19 protein-coding genes are annotated in these 20,968 nt (G+C 62.0%); 4 read left to right on the top strand and 15 right to left on the bottom strand.

What is annotated here, in order from left to right; all coding sequences use genetic code 11:
• Positions 1-72 precede the first annotated feature (72 nt).
• The 8 genes from J1G33_RS21490 to cpaB are packed head-to-tail and all read right to left on the bottom strand — an operon-like array spanning position 73 to position 7,498.
• Complete coding sequence (locus J1G33_RS21490; RefSeq protein WP_223018707.1) at positions 73-345, bottom strand: DUF3613 domain-containing protein; 273 nt, start codon at positions 343-345, stop codon at positions 73-75.
• Between the two features lie 10 nt (positions 346-355).
• A complete protein-coding gene (locus J1G33_RS21485; protein ID WP_223018706.1) occupies positions 356-1,081 on the bottom strand; it encodes a tetratricopeptide repeat protein in 726 nt (241 codons plus the stop codon).
• A 10-nt stretch (positions 1,082-1,091) separates the two neighbouring features.
• Positions 1,092-1,979, bottom strand: a complete 888-nt coding sequence (locus J1G33_RS21480) for a type II secretion system F family protein (RefSeq protein ID WP_005784440.1) — start codon at positions 1,977-1,979, stop codon at positions 1,092-1,094.
• A 1-nt stretch (position 1,980) separates the two neighbouring features.
• Entirely contained in the window at positions 1,981-2,862 is an 882-nt protein-coding gene (locus tag J1G33_RS21475) for a type II secretion system F family protein (RefSeq protein ID WP_122732321.1), read from the bottom strand.
• Between the two features lie 8 nt (positions 2,863-2,870).
• On the bottom strand, positions 2,871-4,142 hold the full coding sequence (locus J1G33_RS21470; protein WP_032878088.1) for a CpaF family protein: 1,272 nt from the start codon (positions 4,140-4,142) through the stop codon (positions 2,871-2,873).
• The gene (locus J1G33_RS21465) at positions 4,139-5,332 is read right to left on the bottom strand and encodes a pilus assembly protein (RefSeq protein ID WP_032878087.1); all 1,194 of its coding nucleotides are present in this window, start codon (positions 5,330-5,332) and stop codon (positions 4,139-4,141) included. Before J1G33_RS21465 ends, J1G33_RS21470 begins: the two co-directional genes overlap by 4 nt.
• On the bottom strand, positions 5,329-6,534 hold the full coding sequence (locus J1G33_RS21460; protein WP_032878086.1) for a type II and III secretion system protein family protein: 1,206 nt from the start codon (positions 6,532-6,534) through the stop codon (positions 5,329-5,331). Before J1G33_RS21460 ends, J1G33_RS21465 begins: the two co-directional genes overlap by 4 nt.
• Positions 6,535-6,553: 19 nt before the next feature.
• A complete protein-coding gene (gene cpaB, locus J1G33_RS21455) occupies positions 6,554-7,498 on the bottom strand; it encodes a Flp pilus assembly protein CpaB (protein WP_032878085.1) in 945 nt (314 codons plus the stop codon).
• 335 nt (positions 7,499-7,833) lie between these two features.
• Between cpaB and J1G33_RS21450 the strand changes: the two genes are divergently transcribed.
• On the top strand, positions 7,834-8,031 hold the full coding sequence (locus J1G33_RS21450) for a Flp family type IVb pilin (protein WP_032878084.1): 198 nt from the start codon (positions 7,834-7,836) through the stop codon (positions 8,029-8,031).
• Between the two features lie 53 nt (positions 8,032-8,084).
• Positions 8,085-8,486, top strand: a complete 402-nt coding sequence (locus J1G33_RS21445) for a response regulator (protein WP_032878083.1) — start codon at positions 8,085-8,087, stop codon at positions 8,484-8,486.
• Positions 8,487-9,116: 630 nt separating this feature from the next.
• On the opposite strand, the gene J1G33_RS21440 is transcribed toward J1G33_RS21445, so the two are convergent.
• The 4 genes from J1G33_RS21440 to J1G33_RS21425 all read right to left on the bottom strand — a co-directional run bounded on the left by J1G33_RS21440 (position 9,117) and on the right by J1G33_RS21425 (position 15,355).
• Entirely contained in the window at positions 9,117-10,799 is a 1,683-nt protein-coding gene (locus J1G33_RS21440; RefSeq protein WP_223018705.1) for a POTRA domain-containing protein, read from the bottom strand.
• A gap of 186 nt (positions 10,800-10,985) precedes the next feature.
• Entirely contained in the window at positions 10,986-12,851 is a 1,866-nt protein-coding gene (locus J1G33_RS21435; protein WP_223018704.1) for a collagen-like triple helix repeat-containing protein, read from the bottom strand.
• Between the two features lie 300 nt (positions 12,852-13,151).
• Positions 13,152-14,000 carry a MaoC/PaaZ C-terminal domain-containing protein gene (locus J1G33_RS21430; RefSeq protein ID WP_223018703.1) on the bottom strand — a complete coding sequence of 283 codons (849 nt, stop codon included), beginning with the start codon at positions 13,998-14,000 and terminating at the stop codon, positions 13,152-13,154.
• A 2-nt stretch (positions 14,001-14,002) separates the two neighbouring features.
• Complete coding sequence (locus tag J1G33_RS21425; protein ID WP_223018702.1) at positions 14,003-15,355, bottom strand: 3-oxoacyl-ACP reductase; 1,353 nt, start codon at positions 15,353-15,355, stop codon at positions 14,003-14,005.
• Positions 15,356-15,460: 105 nt separating this feature from the next.
• Between J1G33_RS21425 and J1G33_RS21420 the strand changes: the two genes are divergently transcribed.
• Together J1G33_RS21420 and J1G33_RS21415 are read left to right on the top strand one after the other, a co-directional pair.
• Positions 15,461-16,738, top strand: coding sequence for an acetyl-CoA C-acetyltransferase (locus tag J1G33_RS21420; RefSeq protein ID WP_223018701.1), 1,278 nt, complete (start codon positions 15,461-15,463; stop codon positions 16,736-16,738).
• Between the two features lie 134 nt (positions 16,739-16,872).
• Positions 16,873-17,772, top strand: coding sequence for a PA4780 family RIO1-like protein kinase (locus tag J1G33_RS21415; RefSeq protein ID WP_005784460.1), 900 nt, complete (start codon positions 16,873-16,875; stop codon positions 17,770-17,772).
• A 128-nt stretch (positions 17,773-17,900) separates the two neighbouring features.
• Here J1G33_RS21415 and cueR read toward each other — a convergent pair whose 3' ends face one another.
• From cueR to J1G33_RS21400, 3 genes are all read right to left on the bottom strand, one after another.
• On the bottom strand, positions 17,901-18,302 hold the full coding sequence (gene cueR / locus J1G33_RS21410; RefSeq protein ID WP_003188242.1) for a Cu(I)-responsive transcriptional regulator: 402 nt from the start codon (positions 18,300-18,302) through the stop codon (positions 17,901-17,903).
• Positions 18,299-20,500 carry a heavy metal translocating P-type ATPase gene (locus J1G33_RS21405; RefSeq protein ID WP_223018700.1) on the bottom strand — a complete coding sequence of 734 codons (2,202 nt, stop codon included), beginning with the start codon at positions 20,498-20,500 and terminating at the stop codon, positions 18,299-18,301. Before J1G33_RS21405 ends, cueR begins: the two co-directional genes overlap by 4 nt.
• A gap of 66 nt (positions 20,501-20,566) precedes the next feature.
• Positions 20,567-20,947 (bottom strand): hypothetical protein, encoded by a 381-nt coding sequence (locus J1G33_RS21400; protein ID WP_032878074.1) that lies wholly within the window; start codon positions 20,945-20,947, stop codon positions 20,567-20,569.
• Positions 20,948-20,968 lie beyond the last annotated feature (21 nt).

The following is a 20,968-nucleotide window of genomic DNA, read 5'->3' as shown; positions in this document are numbered from 1 at the left end:
CCCAGTCAACGGCAGAGCAAAAGCAGGTAGAGATTCAATGTGGGAGGGGGCTTGCCCCCTCCCACAGTCACCCTATTTATTCCCGCTCTGCGCAGACCCGCCCACCTTCTGATCAAAGAACTCCGGGATCGGATGCTTGTTGCTGTCCAGCCAGCGCTTCAGCGCCTGCTCGCGTTCCGCCGGCGTGGTCTTTTGCGGGTTGGCCGAGGCTGCGCGCCCGCTGAGTTGCAGGGCCATCCAGTTTTCTGTTTCCGCCTGTTGCGGGGAGGAGGGCCCGGCCTCGATGGCCGATGCTGCGTAGGGCAGGGCCAGCAATGCGAGGCTGGCGAGGTAATGGATTTTCATCATCGACTCCCTATTTCACAGACGCCGGCAGCGTGTCGCTGACGGCCGCTACCTGGTCTTTGGATGGACGTACCGTTGCCGCAGTCGCCCCCTTGATGCGTTGTGCGCGTGCCTGGGCCTGCGTCACTTGCTCGGGGCTCAGCCCGAGTTGGCCGACCACTTTTGCGGCCTGCTCCCAGTTGTCCTGGTAAATCAGCAAGGTCACCAGGTTCACCGCCGCCAATTGATCGCTCTGCTTGAGTTCGATGGCGGTCATGAATTCAAAGCGTGCGTCTTCAAGGCGCAGTTGATCGAGGTACACCACGCCCAAGTCATTGCGGATTTTTTCGTCGGTGGGCGCCAGGCGTGCCGCACGTTGCAGATGGGCCATGGCCTGGCCATTGTCGCCCTTGGCCGATGCCAGTTGCCCCAGGCCGTGCTCGCCATCGGCGGCCAGGCAGGTGCCGAGCAAACTGCGGTACAACGGCTCGGCCTCGGTGCGGCCCAGCAGGCGATAGGCGCGGGCCTGGCGCTGGCGCACCTGAGGCAAGGTAGCGGGCAGGTTTTGCAGGTTGGCCAGGCTGGCGTGCAGCTTGCCTTCGTTGGCCATGTCGTCGGCCAGGTTCAAGGACAGCTCCTGGTCCGAGCTGGGTTTGGGGCAACTGCCGGGCGCCAGCAAGCCGGCCCACGGAGCCTGGCCATTACTGGCGCAGCCACCCAGCATCAGCACGCTTATGGCGACAATCAGTGGCTTCATAACAGACTCCTCAGAAGTTATTCAGGGCGCGGGAGATGGCGATCATGGCCGGGCCCCCGAGCACAATCAGCAAGGCTGGAAACAGGAACACCATCATCACCACCGACATCTTCGCCGACATTTTCGAGATGTATTCCTGCAGGCGAGTCAGACGGCGGTCATCGAGCAATTGCTTGAGCGCCAGCAGCGACTTCATCGCGCCGCCGCCCTGCTGAATCAGTTGCTGAAGAATGATGCAGGTGTCGGTGAACTCGTCCACCGCCAGCAGGCGTGCGGTCTTGCCCAGCTCCTCGGACAGCTCCAGGCCCGAGTCGACTCGCGCCAGGATCAGGCGCAGTTCATGGGTCAAGTCAGGGAGCAGGCGCTGGGCTTCGGTACTCAACACTCGCAGTGATTGCTCAACCGCCATGCCGGATTCGAACAGGATGCGCAGCAGTGGAATGAACGTGGAGATTTCCCGAGCAATGCGTTCCTGGCGATATTTGGCGCTGAGGGCCAGGACGCGCTTGGGCAGCAGGTAACCAATCCCCAGGGCCACCGCCGGCGCGATCCACGGCGAGCCGGCATGGGGGAACAGCAGTTGCTGGCCCAGTAGGGTCAGGCCCAGCAGCACGATCGGTACGCCGACCTGGCAGGCGGCAAACATCGAGCGTTGGTTGGCCTTGCGCCAGCCGACACGGTTGAGCAGGGTCTGTGTTTCGTTGTCCAGGCTGACCGAGCGCTGGGCCACCTGGCTGGCGCCCAGTTGGCGCATCAGGCTGCCGAGTTTGTCTTCGCGGGTCAGGTGGCCTTGCAGGCGCTGGCTGACCATGCGCTGGCGCCGCCGTTGCTCCAGCAGGTTGCCGGCGATCAAGGCGACGGCGGCGAGCAACAGCAGGATGCTGATCAGAATCGCCATTTCAAATACTCCGCAACATGCGCCACATGACGAAGGTGCCCGTGATGTCGAGCGCCACCGCGGCCAGCAACAAATAGCGCCCGGTACCGTCATTCCACATGCTCATCAGATAACCCGGGTTGACCATCAGGAAGTAGCCCACCATGACGATGGGCAAGCCCGCCAACACATAAGCGGTCATGCGTGTTTCACCGGTCATGGCCTTGAGTTGGCGTGCGCCCTGCTCACGCTCGCGAATCATCTTGATCAGGTTCTCCAGCAATTCACTGGCGTTGCCGCCGTAGCGGTGGTTGACCTTCAAGCCCAGGGCAAACAGGCGAAACTCATCGCGTTCATAGAACTCGGCAAAGTCGCTGACAGATTCCGGCAGGCTTACGCCCATCTGCACGTTGCGCTGGATGCGGCTCATGGCCTGCTTGAGTGGCGCCTCGGTGCTGTCGATAGCACCCAGTACGGCATCGGCGAGGGTACGGCCCGACTTGAGGCTGCGCACGCTGTGGTCCAGCAGTTGCGGCAATTGTTCGATCATGCGCTGCACGCGTCTTTGGTAGCGCCAAGCGATATACGCACGCAGCAGCAGCGGCGGCATTATCAGCATGGCAAGCAGGCCCAGCCCGTCGGCCAGCAGGTAGCCCAACAACATGGCTACCGCCCAGCCGCTCAGCCACAGCCCCAGGCGATCGGTGGGTTTGCCCAGGCCGGCACGCTGGAACATGCGCTCCAGCGCAATCCAGCTGCCGTTCGGTTCCTGGGGCAACGGCTGGCCGTCGGCGAGACGCTCCAGCACGCGGTCGGTGCCCGCCTGGCGCAGCCCGCGCTGGAACAGCCACACCGACAGGCTGATCAGCAGGATGCAGATGAGCAGCAAGATAAGTCCGGTCATGGTGCCCTCTACAACGGCAATGCCGATTCACGCCGCAGCTTGTCGCCGGCCGGGTTGAGCGCCTCGCGCAGGAAGCCAAAACCGGTACGGCGGTCCAGGCGAAACAGGGTATTGGTGACATACACGTCATCGCGCACGCCCACCACTTCCACCACCTCGCTGACGCACCGGCGCCCATCGGGCAGGCGTGTCAGCTGGATCACCACATCGAGTGCCGCACAGATCATTTGCCGCAGGGTTTTTTCCGCCACCACGCGCCCGGTCAGACCCACCAGGGTTTCCAGGCGCAGCAGCGCGTCCTGGGCATTGTTGGCGTGCACGGTGCTCATGGAACCATCGTGGCCGGTGTTCATGGCGGTCATCACGTCGAGTACTTCTACGCCGCGAATTTCGCCAAGAATGATGCGGTCGGGTCGCATCCGCAGGGCGTTGCGGATCAGGTCGCTGGCTTTGACCTCGCCATGCCCTTCGGCATTGGGCGGGCGGGTTTCCAGGCGCACCACATGGGGGTGGCCCAGTTGCAGTTCGGCCACATCTTCAATGGTGACCAGGCGCTCATGGGGGTTGATCAATTGGCTGAGGATATTGAGCAGCGTGGTCTTGCCGGTACCGGTGCCGCCACTGATAAGGATATTGCAGCGCTTGCCCACCGCCTCCTGGAAGAACTCGAAGATGCTGTGGTCTATGGTTTGCATCGCCACCAGGTCGCTGCTCTTGAGCATGTCCTTGCGAAACTTTCGGATCGACAGGCAGGGCCCATCCAGGGCAATCGGCGGGATGATCGCGTTGACCCGGCTACCGTCAGGCAGGCGCGCATCGACCATTGGCGAGGATTCATCCAGGCGCCGCCCCAGTGGCGCAAGGATGCGCTGCATGACGCGCTCCACATGGTGCGCATCGATAAAGCGCAGGTCGCTCTGGTACAGCACACCGTCGCGCTCGATAAACACCCGGTGCGGGCCGTTGACCAGGATCTCGGTCACCGACACATCGCGCAGCAGCACTTCCAGTGGGCCGAAGCCGGTCAGCTCATCGACGATTTCTTCGGCCAGGCGCTCCATCTCATAGCGCGAGATCGCCAGGTGCATGCGCGTGATGTATTCGGCGACTTTGTCGATGACAAATTGCGCCAGGGATTGGCGCGAGCCTTCCAGCAAATTCTGTCCGGACTCCTCGATGGCGTCGATGATGTAGCGATGCAGCACCAGTTTCAGGCCGTCGTGATCGTTGTGCGCGGCGGCGCCGCGAGTTGGGGCGCCGAAGAGTTTTTCGCCGTTCATCGACCTGGCCCCAACAGGCGCTCGAACCAGCGCGTCGAGGGTTTTGCAATGCCCTCGGAGCGTTTCGCCAGGCGCTCACCCAGCTGACGCAGGGCTTGGGTCAAGGCTTCGCGTGGCGCCAAAGTGAACAGGCTTTGCCCCTGGTTCTTGGCGTTCAGGCGCACTTCGGGGCTCAGCGGCAATACGGCGATGCACTCAAGGCCGAAGCTTTTTTCCAGGGCTTCGGTGTCGGGCGCGCAGCCTTTGATATAGCGGTCGACAAGCAGCTTGGCATGGTCGAGTTTCATGCCTTTTTCGCGCCACAGGTTCAGCACCGCGAGGTTGCGGCGACAGTCCAGTACGCCCTGGTCGGTGCACCACAGCAGCTTGTCGCAGTGGCTGACAAAGGTGCGCAACGCTTCGCTGTCAGCCTGGCCGGTGAGGTTCACCACGATGTGCTGGAAGTGCTGGCGCAGGGCGCTGAGCAGCATGTACAGCTCGGCGGCGCTGGTCACTTCCAGGGGCTCTTCGTTGCCGGCGTAGGCGAGGATGCGCAAGCCCGTGTCGGTGCTGGTGAACGCGCTGTTGATCAGTGTGGTGTCGAGGCGGCGCAGGTGGCGCAAGGCGTCGCCGAAATTGAAGGTGCTCTCCAGGCCCAGCAGCGCGAGGCTGTCGCCCTTGGGCAGGCCGAGGTCGAGCAGCAGGGTTTGTTGGCCGCTCTTTTGCACCACCATCGCCAGGTGGCTGGCGAGCAGGGCGCCATCGGTATTGCCCTGGGCGCCGTAGAGCACGGTCAGGCCGCCAAGGTGGGCATTGGGCGCGGTGGGCGGCAGGCGTTTGCTCAGGCGCCGCACCAGCCCGGCGACTTCACTGGAGCGCGAGCCATAGGCGACAAAGTCTCTGGCGCCGGCGCGCATGGCGTTGAGTACCAATTGGTTATCCATGCCATCGCCGAGCGCGACCACCGCCAGCATCGGTTTGGCTTCCAGTGCGCCTTCGATCAAGGCGCTTTGGGCCACCAGGTGCTCGCGGTCCAGGCCCACGAACACCAGGTTGGCGAAGGTCACGTCCACCAGCGCCAGCAGTTCGTCGAGGCTGCCGCCGCCCACGCTGATCACTTGACCCAGCGGTGCCAGCGCACCCTGGAGCCATTCCAGGTCGGTGCTGTTGCGGGTGATTGCCAGGAAGGTCTGGCTCAGGCTATCGCTCATTGGGAAAGTCCACTGCGACGGTCGAAGTTGCCGTTTTCCAGGAAGAACAGGCGGAACCAGTTCGGGTCATAGTTGCGCAGTTTTTCGCCGGGCAAGGACGGCAATTGCGCATTGGCCGCCAAGGGTCGAACCAGGTGCGGGGTGACAATCATCAGCAGCTCTTTCTCTTCGCTCTGGATATTGGAGTCACGGAAAAACGCGCCAAGGATCGGGATATCGCCCAGGCCCGGAAGCTTGGCGATGGTGGAGCGGTTGGTGCTGCTGATCAGGCCGCTGATCACGAAGCTTTCGCCGTCGGCCAACGACACGCTGGTGTCGGTACGTCGCACGGTCAGGGCCGGCACCTGAATGCCCTCGATGCGGATCGCATTGTTGTAATCCAGTTCGCTGACTTCCGGGGCGACTTTCAGGGCGATGCGGTTGTGGTCGATAACCGTGGGCGTGAGGGTCAGGCGAATGCCGAACTCCTTGTATTCGATGGTGATGGTATCGCTGCCGGCACTGGGCACCGGGATCGGCACTTCACCACCGGCCAGGAAGGTCGCGCTCTGGCCGCTCATGGCCACCAGGCTCGGGCGCGCCAGGGTGTAGGCAAAGCCGCTGCTCTCCAGCGCGTTGATCAATGCCTTGACCCGCCCACCACCGAAACCGATGTTGAAGCTGTCAGCACTCACCGGCAATTTGAACACGCTCTCGGCTGGAGACAGCAGGTCGGGGCTGCCGAGGAAGAAGTTCTTGCCCATGCCGAGGATCTTGGTGCTGGCTTCCTTGAGCTTGGTACGGCTGACTTCGACGAAGCGGATGTCGGTCTGCACTTGGCTGGGCAGTGTCGGGTCTTCGGAGGGCGACAGCGATTGGCTGGTCAGCGCCGAAGTGGCCTTGCCCTTGACGAACACCATGCTCTGGCGCGGGCCGGTCGAGCAGCTCGTCCACACCATCAGGCTGGTGGCGCCGGTGCCGACGCCGGTCAGCAGGAAATTGCGGTCGCCATTGACCCGCACGTCGGCGATTTTCGGGTCGCCAATGGCCAGGCGCGTGATCGCCACCGGCGAGTGCAGTTCGGTTTGCAAACCTTCGCCCACCTCGACCACAGCGGGCAGTTGGCCCAGGGTGTTGCAGTTACCCGGTGCTGCCATCGCCACGCCCACGGGCAAGCACGGCAGCATCAAGGCCAAGGCCAATTGAGCGTAGCGTTGGCTCATTCAAGGCATCCTTGTTCAATCAGGGGGTTTGGGGTGCTGACGCTGCGCCGCGAATCACTTCGACGCCGCGACGCTGGCCGGTGTCGGCAACCGTGGGGGCGATTTTCTTCGGCGGTCCGCTGAGGGCCAATTGGGTGAATTGGTAGAGGTCGCGGTTGGCGCTTTGCACTTTGTCCGGGGTATCGCTTTCGCCAGCCCAATAGCGGCTGAGCAGTTGCTCATCGGCACTGCGCACGGCCAGGCGCAACGTGCCGGCCTGGGAGGCGAGCATCAGCCGGCTCAGCAGCGGTTCTGGCACTGCCAGCACGACGCTGCGCGCGGCGGTACGGCGTTGGGCCGCCTGGGCGCGTTCTTCGGCGGTGGCCGGTGGCGGCACTGCGGGTTGGCCGTCGTTGGCCAGGCCCAGTTGATCGCCGACGCTGAGCAAGCGAATCGCCGGAATAACCACCTGTGCCGACTGCTCGGCATTGGCATTGTCCTGGCGCAGGAACAGCAACACATCGACGTAATCGCCGGGGCTCAACTGGCCACCGGCCCCGATGACTTCATCGACAGCCACGGCCAGGGCACGTTCATTCGCCCGGATCATGCGGGCCAGGGGGCCGCCGGCGGTGAAGCTTTCTTCGTTCAGCCAGGTGCCGGCACCCAGGGCACGCAAAGGCGCGCGGCCGATGGCCTGGTCGAGGCTAGTGAGGCTCCCGGCCGGGACGGTGCGCAGTTTTTCCACCGCCACATCGGCGGCAGTGAGAGCGACGAAAGGCGGCACCGCGTGTACCAGCACCACCACCGGCTGGCGGGTTTGGTCCTCGACGACGGCGACGGTTTTTTCAACGGAAATGACAGGTTCTGGTGATGGGGCCGCCACTGGCACTGGAGAACGGCTAAGCACCAGGCCCCAATACCCAGCAATCAAAGCCCCAACAAGCAGCAAGCCAGCCAGGACCATGCTGATGCGACTGTTCATGACGGCTCTCCCTATCCTGTTGCACGGCTTTTTTCCCGTTACTTCAAACGAGTTAAATTCGCAACTTGGCTGTGATGAACAACTAACGATTTGGCTATTTGAAGGTAGCTCAGCTAGGACAAAATGCCATTACCGAACGAAAAAATTATCTGAGGTTCAAGGGTGGTCCTGTAAATGCAGGATGTGCGGCGTGTTTGCGGCGACTAATACTTTGTGATTAATGCGTTCTTACAGTTGTGAGTGTTAAATTTCTTGACAATGCTCTAGTGGCACACGGCAATCATTTTGCGGGCCAGCTGTAACGGCGCTTTGTGGCGCATGAAGGAGATCTTCCTATGATCCTTGACCTGTTCTTGAAGTTGTACATTCATGCCCAGTTATTTCTGCGTCGCAGAGAGGGGGCGTCGGCTATTGAATATGTGATTATTGTGGCGATAGTGGCGTTGGTTATCGTCGGCATTGGTACTGGGCTTGGCGATAAGATAAAAGGCATCTTTAAGCAAGTGTCTGATGCGCTGCCAGCTGCGCCTTAACCGTAACTGCTGTACGTTTTCGTTCCGGTGATTCTTTTTATCAGGTACTGCCCATGAGCAACCCCTCGTCATCCCGCCAAAAAATCCTATTGGTGGACGACGAGGAGGATGCGCTGATCGAGTTGGCCGAATCCCTCGAAAACGAGGGATTCGTCTGCTTTACCGCCACGTCCGTTACTTTTGCCCTGCAAGAACTGACACTTAATCCCGATATCGCCCTGGTTATCACCGACCTGCGTATGCCCGAGGAAAGTGGTATCTCCTTGATCAAGCGCCTGCGCGAACATACCTCTCGCTCGCATTTGCCTGTGATCGTGATGTCCGGTCATGCCGAGATGGATGATGTCAGCGATATGCTGCGCTTGCAGGTGCTGGATCTATTTCGCAAGCCGATCTATCTGGTGCGGTTGATTGATACGCTGGATAACTTGTTTCCCCCCTCGAAGCCTCATTGATCGATGGATCAAATGCGAGTGCTGCCTGACAACTGACAGGTATTGAACTAATACACCTCGGTCAAAATGTGGGAGGGGCGGTGCGACGATTCGACTTGCCCCCGATAGCGGTGGGTCAGGCAAAAATGCATCTGCTGACACTCCCTCATCGTGGCATGGGTATCTACACAAATTCAGTTCGCAGCCCCCTACGGTAACTACGATGCGAAGCGAGCCGCTCTTGATCTGCTTTTGATCTGAGGCGCCCCGTTAAACCACGCTGGCCGGAATTCGACAGGGATTTGGGGGGTAAACCGGCAGGGATGCCGGTTTAGCCGCCCCGCGCCATGGATGGCGCGTGGCGGCGGCCCCCCAAATCCATGGCGGATTACGGGCACACCGAGCCTAAGCGAGGTGCCGAGTGGTGGGGCAAGAGCCCTTTTGGTTACTTTTGGGGCTCTTTTCCAAAAGTGACCCGCTGTAAAAGCGGAACCAATAGTGGCCGTTACCTAAATAACGGATATGTACTCGGTCTAATCCAACATCCTGGTCGGCCCTGAGGCCGCCATCGGGAGCAAGTCGAATCGTCGCACCGCCCCTCCCACATGTTCACCGAGTCTGATCCAACAAATGATCAAGGCATCAAGCTCCTCAAAGCTGATAACTGAAACTCAGCGTATACCGTGGCCTGCGGTTAAAACTGTCCAGGGCGATATCCGACATCGGCTTGGCCGCCTCCAGGGCGATGTTGTAGTACTTGTTATCGCCAAAGCGTAACCCCACTGCCGCCGAAGACATGTCGCTGGCCTTGACCGGCAGGTCGTTGAACCAGGTCTTGGCGCGGTCGAGCACCACGTAGGGTTGCAAAACCTTCACCCAGTCGCCAGCACGGTTGAAGCTGTAGTTGACCTCGTACGCCACCCCCCAGCCCTTGTCGCCCGAGCCTTGATCATCAGGATAGCCACGCCCGAAATTTTGCCCGCCGAAGGTGGCACGTTCGCTGTCAGGCAGCGTGTTGTTGCTCCAGTACAACGCACCTGAGAGCACGCCTTGCCAGTTGTCGAAGAACTTGTCGCTTTGCACGCCGGAGAGGCGCAGGCGGAAGAAATCGAGGTCGGGTTTTGCCACGTCCAGGTCACTGCGCGCCTTGGCGCCCAAACCGTCGATGCCTTGGTACAGGCCGCCGCTGATGATGCGTAACCGGCGTGCGTCGGCCTTGCGCCAATCACCCTCGAAGGCGAGGGCGCGCAGGTTGGATTCGATGTCGAAACTCAGCGGGTAGCCCACCAGCTTGTAACGGGTGGTCTGGTCCACCACGTACAGGCGTGTGCCCAGGCTCAATGACTCGGTGGGAGAGGCGATAAACGGGTGGCTCAGGCCGATGGAGTAGCGATCGATCGACTGGTGCGGCTTGAGCTCGAAGCCGCCGTCCAGTTGCACGCTGCTGTTGGGGTCGGCGCGGTAACGTTCGGCAGCGAGTGCCAGTTGGGTGCCCTCGGCATTGATGAACTGGTTGTAGTCCACACGGTAGTAATGCTCTTTGTCCTCGCCGGGCGGGAACAGGCCGCTGACGGTCAGTTGTTCGCCCATGAACGTTTGCGAATTGCTGGTGGCGCTGAGCAAGGCTTGCGTACCGCCACGGCTTTTCTGCACCAGGCTCATGCTGGTGGTGAAAGGTTTGCGGCTGGCCTGGATCTGCATGTGTGTGGCGCCATCGGTGGTGCCGGGCGGTGGCACCTGGGCTTGTACGGTCAGGCCGGGAATGCGGCTCATCAGCGTGGTGTAGCGCTCGAAGGTCTTGCGCGTCAGCGGGCGTTCGGCCAACAGTTTTTTCGCCAGTTTGTCGACGTAGGCCGACACCGAGCCGATGTCGCCGGTTTGCTGGTAGTCCTTGATGTAACCCTCCACCAAAACAACGCGGACCAGGCCGTTTTCGAAATTCTGCTGTGGCAGGAACGCGTAGGACAGCAGGTAGCCGTCCTCCTGGTAGCGGCGGGTGATGCCACGGGTTGCTTCGATCAATTGCGCGAGGTTGGTCTCACGGCCAATCAGCGGTGCGTAGACTTGGGCCGTCTCGGTCAGCGGGTAAATGGTGCCGCCTTCGATCTGCAGCTTGCGAATGGTGACCTTGGTGTCCATCAACAGGGGCTGGCCGGCAGTCGGCGGTGCTTCAGGCACTTGGGTTTGTGGCGTGGCCGGTCGATAGGCATCGGCGGGCAGGTTGGGTACCGGCAAGGTGCGCACAGTGTCATTGCTGTTCAAAAAGCTGGGAAGGGGCTCGGCCTGGGCGTAAGCGCTGAGGGTTAGCATTAACAACGGCGTTAATACGCGCATAGGACACTCCATGGTCAACTGCAGCAGCGCTTCGGGCCCGCCGGGTTCTGGGACTCGGTTCGGGAGGGTGGCGGCTCATCACACAAGGCGTCGCCCATAAAAAAGACGAGAGACTTATTTAGGGTCTCTCGTCTCAACCAAGCGTAGGCGCTGTAGGGGAGGCCGTCTAATCGGCCAGGTGCATTTCTATTTGCCGGTCAGGCCGTTCAACAAACCGCCCAGACCGCCAGTGGCTGTAGTGCCGCCGGTGGTTGTGGCAGTGCCTGTGGTCGTGGTGGTGGCGCCGATGTTCAAGCCACCGAGCAGGCCACCGCTGGTGCCGGTAGTGCCGCCGGTGACCAAGCCACCCACCGAACCTACAGTGTTGCCGACAGCCGTTACGGTGGTGCCCACTGCGTTGGTGATCGGGTTTGCATTGGCGGCAGTCAGGTTGGTGCCTACGCTGCTGACTGCCCCTCCCACTTGCGTCACCAGCCCGTTGACCGGAGCGCCAACGCCAGTGGTAGTACCAATGTTTTGCGTCAGCGCGGTGACGCCGGATGTGACCGGGTTAAGCGCGGCGCCGACATTGGTTGCCACGGCGGCGACCGGTGCCGTGGCGCCTGTGTTGGCGACACCTGTACCACCCAGCACAGTCCCTACCGAAGCGATGGTGTTGCCCAGCGCGCCACCGGTTACACCCGCTGCACTGACCGTGCCGTTGGTGTTGCCGACATTCAGGCCGGTACCGACGTTGCTGACCAGGCCGCCGACCAGTTCTGGAATGCCGGGAGCTGCGGTGCCACCGGTTGGGGCGACATAGCCGCCAGACTTGTCGAGCGTGCCGCCAACGCCAGTCAGCACGCTGCCGACCACGGTAGTGACAGGGTTGCCGGTACCGCCAGTACTGGCGACTTGAGTCCCCAGGCTGGTGACCGTCGAGCCGACTTTATCCAGCAGGCCATTGACTGGAGTGCCCAGGCCGGTTGCCGTACCGAGGTTGCCGGTGGTGTTTTCCACCAGCGATACCACAGGCACCACTACTTTGCCGCCGAGGGTGTTGGTCAACGAGCCCAATGGGCCGGTGGTGCTGGCGGTACTGAGGGTATCGCCGAGCATGGTTACCGTAGTGCCGACTTTATCCACTACGCCGCCGACTGCAGTGCCTACGCCACCTGTCAGGCCGCCGACGACGGGTACACCGCCGAGGGTGGTCGACAGTGATTGGCCGGTGGTCGAAAGGCCGCTGCCCAAGTCAGCAACGCCGCCGCCGACACCTGCGACCGTAATGCCCAGCGAGTTGCTGCTGGTCCCCAGGGAACCCAAGCCTGTTGTGACTCCGGTGCCGATGGTGTTGACAGCCGTGCCGACCGAGGTGACCAGCCCGCCTGCTGTTGTGCCTACGATCGGAACCGCGGTCAGGGTGCCGCCGAGATCACCCACCGCTGTGCCTACATTGCCTACGGTGGTGCCGAGGGTGCCGGCGATCTGGCCAGTGATCAGTGGGGTGGTTGTCGAACCTGTTCCGCCGCCAGTGCCACCACCCGTCCCGCCGGTGCCGCCACCTGTGCCGCCAGTACCACCGCCGGTCCCACCAGTGCCGCCTGTGCCGCCAGTGCCACCGCCGGTCCCACCAGTGCCGCCGCCTGTGCCGCCAGTGCCACCGCCGGTCCCACCAGTGCCACCGTCAGTGCCGCCCGTGCCGCCGCCCGTGCCACCAGTGCCACCGTCAGTGCCGCCCGTGCCGCCGCCGGTTCCACCAGTGCCACCGTCAGTGCCGCCGGTTCCGCCGCCGGTTCCACCAGTGCCACCGTCAGTGCCGCCGGTTCCGCCGCCGGTTCCGCCAGTCCCACCGTCAGTGCCGCCAGTACCGCCGCCAGTGCCACCACCAGTCCCGCCAGTGCCGCCACCCGTGCCGCCGTCACCTGTGCCCGCACCTGCACCAGCATCCGGCGATGACGCCGCCACGCTGGATTTATGCCCGCCGCCACCACTGCTGCAGCCGCCGAGGCTCATTGCCAGAATCAGGGCCAACGCGGTACTTGCTTTCCACAACACGACTTGAGTTTTCATGATTGAGTTCCTTGCACCTGGTACAACCTGGGTTGTTTCAAACCTTCGCTACTTCTTGGGGCAGCAATAGATTTGTCCGTGGTTCTATCTCAGGCCATGGCACTCTTTCGCACAACGCTCAACTTGGTATTAACAATTTATATACCCTAGGCATCGGTCAACTTAGCGACTAATACAAAGGGTGTATGGCAAGGATGCTTACTGAAATTTAGGTGATGTAAATCAAAAGGTTGAATAAATAAGCGGACCTCGTAAGGTCCGCTATAACTTTGGGTGTATATATACAATTAATCGGTTTTTTCAGGCGATCGGCTGCCACTTTCCGAACATATGCTCAATGCCGCCCGGCCCTTTAAGTTCCAACTCGCCACTGGAACCGGCTGCGCTGCTCATCAATATCACTTCACCGGGCAGGCGCACGGGTTTCCTGAACTCGACATTGATTTCAATATTGGCGGCCGGCAGGTGTTCTCCCAGCGCCGCGAGCGTGCGGGCCTTGTTCCACAGCCCATGGGCGATGGCTTGGGGAAAACCGAACAGCTTGGCCGTCGGCGCACTGAGATGGATGGGGTTGTAATCGCCGGACACGCGGGCATAGCGGCGACCGATATCGGTGGGCGCTTTCCAGCGGGTCAGTTCGTTGAGCGACCCTGGGACGTGCACGCTGTTATTCAGCGATTCGCCTTCAAGCTTTACGCTACGACAGAGCATCTGGCTTTCGGCTTCCCATAGCAGTCCAAGGGCATCTTCGACCACGGTCGCAATGTCAAAGGTCGCGCCCTTGGCGTGGGGCTGTAGGTTGTGCGCGTACACACCGATGCTCAGCTCTCCCACGCCGCCCAGAGGCCGGTGAATGCGGATGCGATTGCTCAGGTGGACCAGCCCCAACAGCGGAAACGGAAACGCCTTGTCGGTCAGCAGTTGCAGTTGCAGACCGAACGCCAGGATGTGCGGGTAAGTCGCTGGCAGCATCGGGCTGTCGGTGAACCCGCAGACCTTGCGGTACGCCGCGACGGCCTTGGGATCGACGCTGACCCGACAGCGCCAGCCGCGTTCGGGCAACGTGCTGCCGGTGATCTTGCGCTTGAGTGCCGCACGCCAGTACAGCGGGAGTAGCGACGGTGTGCTGTCCAAGGTTTGCCATTGCATGCTTATGCTCCCAGAAGACTTTGCCCACACACACGCAGCGCCTGGCCGCTGACGGCACCGGAGCCCGGCTGGCCGAGCCAGGCCACGGCTTCGGCCACGTCCTGTGGCATGCCACCCTGGCCAAGCGAACTCATGCGTCGCCCGGCCTCACGCAGGGCAAACGGGATGTGTGCGGTCATCTGGGTTTCGATAAAGCCCGGCGCCACGGCGTTGATGCTGATCCCGCGTTGCTTCAAAAGGGGCGCCCATGCCTGGGCCAGGCCGATCAAACCGGCCTTGCTCGCGGCATAGTTGGTTTGCCCACGATTGCCGGCGATGCCACTGATGGAGGCCAGCAGCAGGACCCGTGCGTTGTCGTGCAGAGTGCCGCTGTCGAGCAGGGCCTTGGTCAGCACTTGCGGAGCATTGAGATTCACCGCCAGCACTGCGTCCCAGTATTCGGGCGTCATGTTGGCCAGGGTTTTGTCACGGGTGATGCCGGCGTTGTGCACCAGGATATCGAGCCCGTCGGGCAAGTGTTCGACCAACTGGCTGGCGGCGTCTTCGGCGCAGATATCCAGCACCACCGTACGCGCATTCAGGCGTGCGGCCAGGGCTTCGAGGTCGGCCTTGGCCTGGGGCACATCGAGCAAAATCACCTCGGCGCCGTCGCGGGCCAGGGTTTCGGCGATGGACGCACCGATGCCCCGGGCGGCGCCAGTGACCAGCGCCTTGCGCCCCGCCAGCGGGCGCGTCCAGTCTTCGACCGGGGTGTCGCAGGCTGACAGGCGAATGACTTGGCCAGAAATGTAAGCGCTTTTGGGCGAGAGGAAAAACCGCAGCGCGCCCTCTAATTGATCCTCGGCCCCGTCACCCACATACAGCAATTGCAACACGCCACCGCTGCGCAGTTCCTTGGCCAGCGAGCGGCTGAAGCCTTCCAGGGCGCGCTGGGCGCTGGCGGCAAACGGGTCGCTGAGGCTTTCCGGCGCACGGCCGAGGATCACCAGGTGCGCGCTATGGTCTAGGTTTTTCAGCAATGGCTGGAAGAACTCACGCAGTTGCTTGAGTTGGTCGGTGTGCTTCAAGTCACTGGCGTCGAACACCACCGCCTTGAGCTTGGGGCCGTGCCCGGGAATCCACACGGATGCCGTCGAGGCTTCTGCGCCGTAGCTGTAGATGGCGTCGGTGAGCCGATTGGCAAACGCCAGCACCTTGCTCGTCAATGCGCCGCCGCCCAGCAACAGTGCGCCTTCGACCGGGCGCAGGCGTCCGGCTTGCCAGCGTTCCAGGCGTACCGGTGACGGCAGGCCAATGGCGGCGACCAGGCGATGGCCGAGGCTTGAGTTGGCGAAGTCGATATAACGGTCAGACATGGAACGCTCTCCGAAGGCTGGGGTTCAAAGGGTTGACCATCCCAGGGTAGCAGTCGTTCGACTAGGCTCAGTGATCAAGCCCATAACCGACAGAGGGAGCTTTTCATGACTCAATTGCGCCGAGTGGCGATCATTGGCGGTAACCGCATTCCTTTCGCCCGTTCCAATGGCCCTTACGCCACGGCGAGTAACCAGGCGATGCTCACGGCCGCCCTGGAGGGCCTGATCGAGCGCTACAACCTGCATGGCCTGCGCATGGGCGAGGTGGCCGCCGGCGCGGTGCTCAAGCATTCCCGCGATTTCAACCTGACGCGCGAATGCGTGCTCGGCTCGCGGTTGTCGCCGCAGACCCCCGCGTACGACATCCAGCAAGCCTGTGGCACCGGTCTGGAAGCGGCGTTGCTGGTGGCTAACAAAATCGCGCTGGGCCAGATCGAATGCGGCATTGCCGGCGGGGTGGACACCACGTCCGATGCACCGATTGGCGTGAATGAAGGGCTACGCAAGCTGCTACTCAAAGCCAACCGCAGCAAATCCATGGCAGACAAATTAAAAATTCTGTTACAACTTCGTCCCCAGCACCTCAAGCCGGAACTGCCGCGCAATGGCGAACCGCGCACTGGGCTGTCCATGGGCCAACACTGCGAACTGATGGCCCAGACCTGGCAGATCCCGCGTGCCGACCAAGACCAGCTGGCGCTGGAGAGTCATCAAAAGATGGCCGCGTCTTACGCCGAAGGCTGGCACAACGATTTGCTCACGCCGTTTCTCGGCCTCACCCGTGACAACAACCTGCGCCCGGACCTGACCCTGGAAAAACTCGCCGCCCTCAAGCCGGCCTTCGAGCGTAGCGAAAAGGGCACGCTGACCGCCGGCAACTCTACGCCGCTGACCGATGGTGCCTCCCTGGTGCTGCTGGGCAGTGAAGCGTGGGCCAAGGAGCGGGGGCTGCCGATCCTTGCGTACCTGCGTGATGGCGAAGCGGCGGCGGTGGATTTCGTCAACGGTGCCGAGAGCCTGTTGATGGCGCCGGTGTATGCGGTGCCGCGCTTGCTGGCCCGCAATGGCCTGACCTTGCAGGATTTTGATTACTACGAGATCCACGAAGCCTTTGCTGCCCAGGTGTTGTGCACGCTCAAGGCGTGGGAAGACGCCGATTACTGCAAGACGCGCCTGGGCCTGGATGCTCCGTTGGGGGCTATCGATCGCAGCCGGCTCAACGTCAAGGGCAGTTCTTTGGCGGCAGGCCATCCATTTGCCGCTACCGGCGGGCGCATCGTTGCCAACCTCGCCAAGTTGCTGGATGCGGCGGGCAAAGGGCGGGGGTTGATTTCGATCTGTGCTGCTGGCGGCCAAGGGGTGACAGCGATTATCGAACGCTGATTGCCAAAAAAATTGGCCCATTGCATGCATTCTGAAGGGGTCAGAGGTCGGTAGCCTCTCCCACCGGCGAGCTGATTGCCGTATAACGAGTGCCACACGCGTGTTTGGTAATACAGGACCCACAATAAAAGCTGATGAAGACTCCTAAACGCATTGAACCCCTGATCGAAGACGGTCTGGTCGACGAAGTGCTGCGCCCACTCATGAGTGGTAAAGAAGCAGCTGTTTATGTGGTGCGCTGCGGCAACGAATTGCGTTGCGCGAAGGTTTACAAGGAGGCGAACAAACGAAGTTTTCGTCAGGCGGCCGAATACCAGGAAGGCCGAAAGGTCCGTAACAGCCGCCAGGCCCGGGCCATGGCCAAGGGCTCCAAGTTCGGCAAGAAAGAAACCGAAGATGCCTGGCAGAACGCCGAAGTGGCGGCGCTGTTCCGCCTCGCCGGTGCGGGCGTTCGCGTGCCCAAGCCGTACGACTTCCTTGAGGGCGTGCTGTTGATGGAGCTAGTGGCCGACGAGTACGGTGATGCAGCGCCGCGCCTGAATGACGTGGTGCTGGAGCCGGACCAGGCGCGCGAGTACCACGCCTTTCTGATCTCGCAGATCGTGCTGATGTTGTGCACCGGCCTGGTGCATGGTGACCTTTCCGAGTTCAACGTACTGCTTACGCCGACGGGCCCGGTGATCATCGACCTGCCCCAGGCAGTGGATGCGGCGGGCAACAACCACGCCTTCAACATGCTGGAGCGGGACGTGGGCAACATGGCTTCCTACTTTGGACGCTTTGCCCCGGAGCTGAAGAAGACCAAGTACGCCAAGGAAATGTGGGCGCTGTACGAAGCCGGCACCTTGCACCCGGCCAGTGTGTTGACCGGTGAGTTCGACGAACCGGAAGAGCTGGCGGACGTAGGCGGTGTGATCCGCGAAATCGAAGCGGCGCGGCTGGATGAAGAGCGTCGCCAGGCGATTCGCGCGGCAGACGATGCGCCACCGAGCAAAGTGCCGGACGAGCCACCGCCGCCGCCTTGGATGCAGTAACTCAAAACGGCGCGTTCCAATGTGGGAGCTGGCTTGCCTGCGATGCAGACCCCTTGGTGTATCAGTGACACCGAGGTGATGCTATCGCAGGCAAGCCAGCTCCCACATTGGGTTTTGTGTTTATCCGGTCAGGCGCAGCAGTTCCCCGCCGCCAACTCCTTGAGTATCGGGCAATCGGGCCGATGATCGCCCTGGCAGTGCTCCATCAGGTCCTGCAGGGTGTCGCGCAGTTGCCCCAACTCGCGAATCTTGTGGTTGAGCTCGTCTATGTGCTGGCGCGCCAGGGCTTTTACGTCGGCGCTGGCCCGCTGCCGGTCTTCCCACAAGGTCAGCAGCTTGCCGACCTCTTCCAATGAAAACCCCAGGTCCCGCGAGCGCTTGATAAACGTCAGGGTGTGCAGGTCGTCGTGGCCATACACACGGTAGCCGCTATCGGTGCGATGGGCCGTTTTCAGCAGGCCGATGGATTCGTAGTAGCGAATCATCTTTGCACTCAGCCCGCTGGTGCGGGCGGCTTGGCCGATGTTCATGGGCGTTGATCCTCCAGGTCCTTGGGTTTCCAGGTTTTCAACAACAGTGCATTGCTCACCACGCTGACGCTGGACAAGGCCATGGCAGCCCCAGCCAGTACCGGGTTGAGCAGGCCGAAGGCGGCCAGGGGAATGCCGATCAAGTTATACACAAAGGCCCAGAACAGATTCTGTCGAATTTTTGCATAGGTCTTGCGGCTGATCTCCAGCGCGGCCGGCACCAGGCGCGGGTCGCCGCGCATCAGGGTGATACCGGCGGCGTGCATGGCCACGTCGGTGCCGCCGCCCATGGCAATGCCGATATCGGCAGCGGCCAGCGCCGGGGCATCATTGATACCGTCGCCCACCATGGCCACCACCCCGGTTTTTTTCAGCTCGGCAACGGCGGCAGCTTTGTAAGCCGGCAGCACTTCGGCGTGCACGTCATCGATCCCCAACGCCTGCGCAACGACCCGTGCACTGCCGTGGTTATCGCCGGTAATCAGGTGGCTGCTGATGTGCTGCGCCTTGAGTTGTTGCACCGCCTCAAGTGCGCCGGGCTTGAGGGTGTCGCCAAACGCAAACAGGCCCAGCACACGCGGTTGCGCACCTTGCTCGATCAGCCAGGACAAGGTGCGGCCTTCGGCTTCCCATTCCTTGGCACGCTGAGCCAAATCGCCTGCGTCCAGACCGGTTTCCTCCAGCAGGCGTCGATTGCCAAGCGCCAGTGGGCGACCGTCCAGCGTACCGGCAATGCCGCGTCCGGTCAGGGATTGGCTGGCGCTCACATCGGCCACGTCCAGACCTTTCTCTTGGCAGGCATCCAGCACGGCTTTGGCCAGCGGGTGTTCACTGCCGCGTTGCAAGGCGCCGGCCTGTTGCAATAAGAGGGCTTCGTCGCCGTCTACCGCCGCCAGGTGCGCAATTTTCGGTGCGCCGGAGGTCAGGGTGCCGGTCTTGTCGAACACCACGGCGCTCACGGCATGGGCGCGTTCCAGGGCTTCGGCATCCTTGATCAGAATACCGTGGCGTGCTGCGACGCCGGTGCCGGCCATGATCGCGGTCGGCGTGGCCAGGCCCAGGGCACAAGGGCAGGCGATCACCAGCACGGCGACCGCATTAATGATCGCGGTTTCCAGCGATGCGCCATACAACCACCAGCCCACTACGGTGATCAGTGCCAATACCAACACGGCCGGTACGAACACCTGGCTGACTTTATCCACCAGTTTCTGGATCGGTGCCTTGGCGGCCTGGGCGTCTTCGACCAGGCGGATGATGCGCGCCAGCACGCTCTCCGCGCCCAGGGCCAGGGTGCGCACCAGCAAACGGCCTTCACCGTTGATGGCACCACCGGTGACCGGGTCGCCGGGCTGTTTCGGCACGGGCAGGCTTTCGCCGCTGATCAGCGCTTCATCGGCATGGCTTTGGCCTCCCACCACCTCACCGTCTACCGGGAAGCGTTCGCCGGGTTTGACCAGCACCAGGTCACCGTGCTTCAAGGCATTGATCGCGACGTCTTCTTCGCGGCCATCCAGCACGCGGATCGCCCGTTCCGGACGCAAGGCTTCAAGGGCGCGGATGGCGCTGGCGGTCTGGCGCTTGGCGCGGCTTTCCAGGTATTTGCCCAGCAACACCAGAGCGATGACCACCGCTGAGGCTTCGAAGTACAGGTGCGGCGTCACGCCTGGGGCGGCGGTGAGCCATTCATAGATACTCAGGCCGTAGCCGGCGCTGGTGCCGATCGCCACCAGCAGGTCCATGTTGCCGGCGCCGGCGCGTACGGCTTTCCACGCGGCGACGTAAAAGCGCGCCCCTAGAATAAATTGCACCGGTGTAGCCAGGGCGAACTGTATCCAGGCCGGGAGCATCCAGTGCAGGCCGAAGGGTTCTACCAGCATCGGCAGCACCAGGGGCAGCGCCAGCACAATCCCCGCCACCAGCGCCCAGCGTTCGCGGCGCAGGCGCCCGGCCTGGTCGGCTTCGGTGGCGGTTTCGCTTTGTGGCAGGGTGGCGGTGTAGCCGGCCTTGTCGACTGCGGCGATCAACACGCTGGCATCCATCGGGCCGAGCACTTCGATATGGGCGCGTTCGTTGGCCAGGTTGACGCTCACGCGTTGCACCCCCGGCACCTTGCCCAGCGCGCGTTCGACGCGGCCGGCACAGCTGGCGCAGGTCATGCCGCCGATGGGCAAGTCAAATGTGGTGGATCCATTCATGGGGCAGTCCTCCAGAAGAAGTTGCCACTAGGATCAACCTTAACCTGTGGGGAAGGTCAAGCGTCTTCAGTATTCCAATGCGGCAGGTTTGAGGTACATGCCGTCCTGGCCCTGGGCAATACGCAATTTGCGGACATCACCGGCTTTCAACGTAATGTTCTGCGCCGCTGGCGCCAGCATCCCTGGCTGGCAGCCCGGGGACTGGCCTGGCAATAGCTTGAGGCGCAGCGACACGTTACCTGCGGGCAGATTGAACGAGGTGGCTTGTTCCTGGAACAGGCGTCCGGCCAGTTGGTCCTGAAGATACAGGCCAATTTCGCAATTGGTGGGTACTTCCAGGCGTTCGCGGGAAATGATCAGCACCGCATAATCTTCAGCGGCGAGAGCCTGGGGCGCAGCGGCAGACAAGCTCATCAGGCCGGCAAGGGCAAAAAACGACCAGCGCATGGCGAATGCTCCATGGTTCAC

This window comes from Pseudomonas sp. P867 (genome assembly GCF_019891455.1).
GTDB classification, from domain to species: Bacteria; Pseudomonadota; Gammaproteobacteria; order Pseudomonadales; family Pseudomonadaceae; genus Aquipseudomonas; species Aquipseudomonas synxantha_A.
This window is presented reverse-complemented; position numbering and strand designations above follow the sequence as displayed.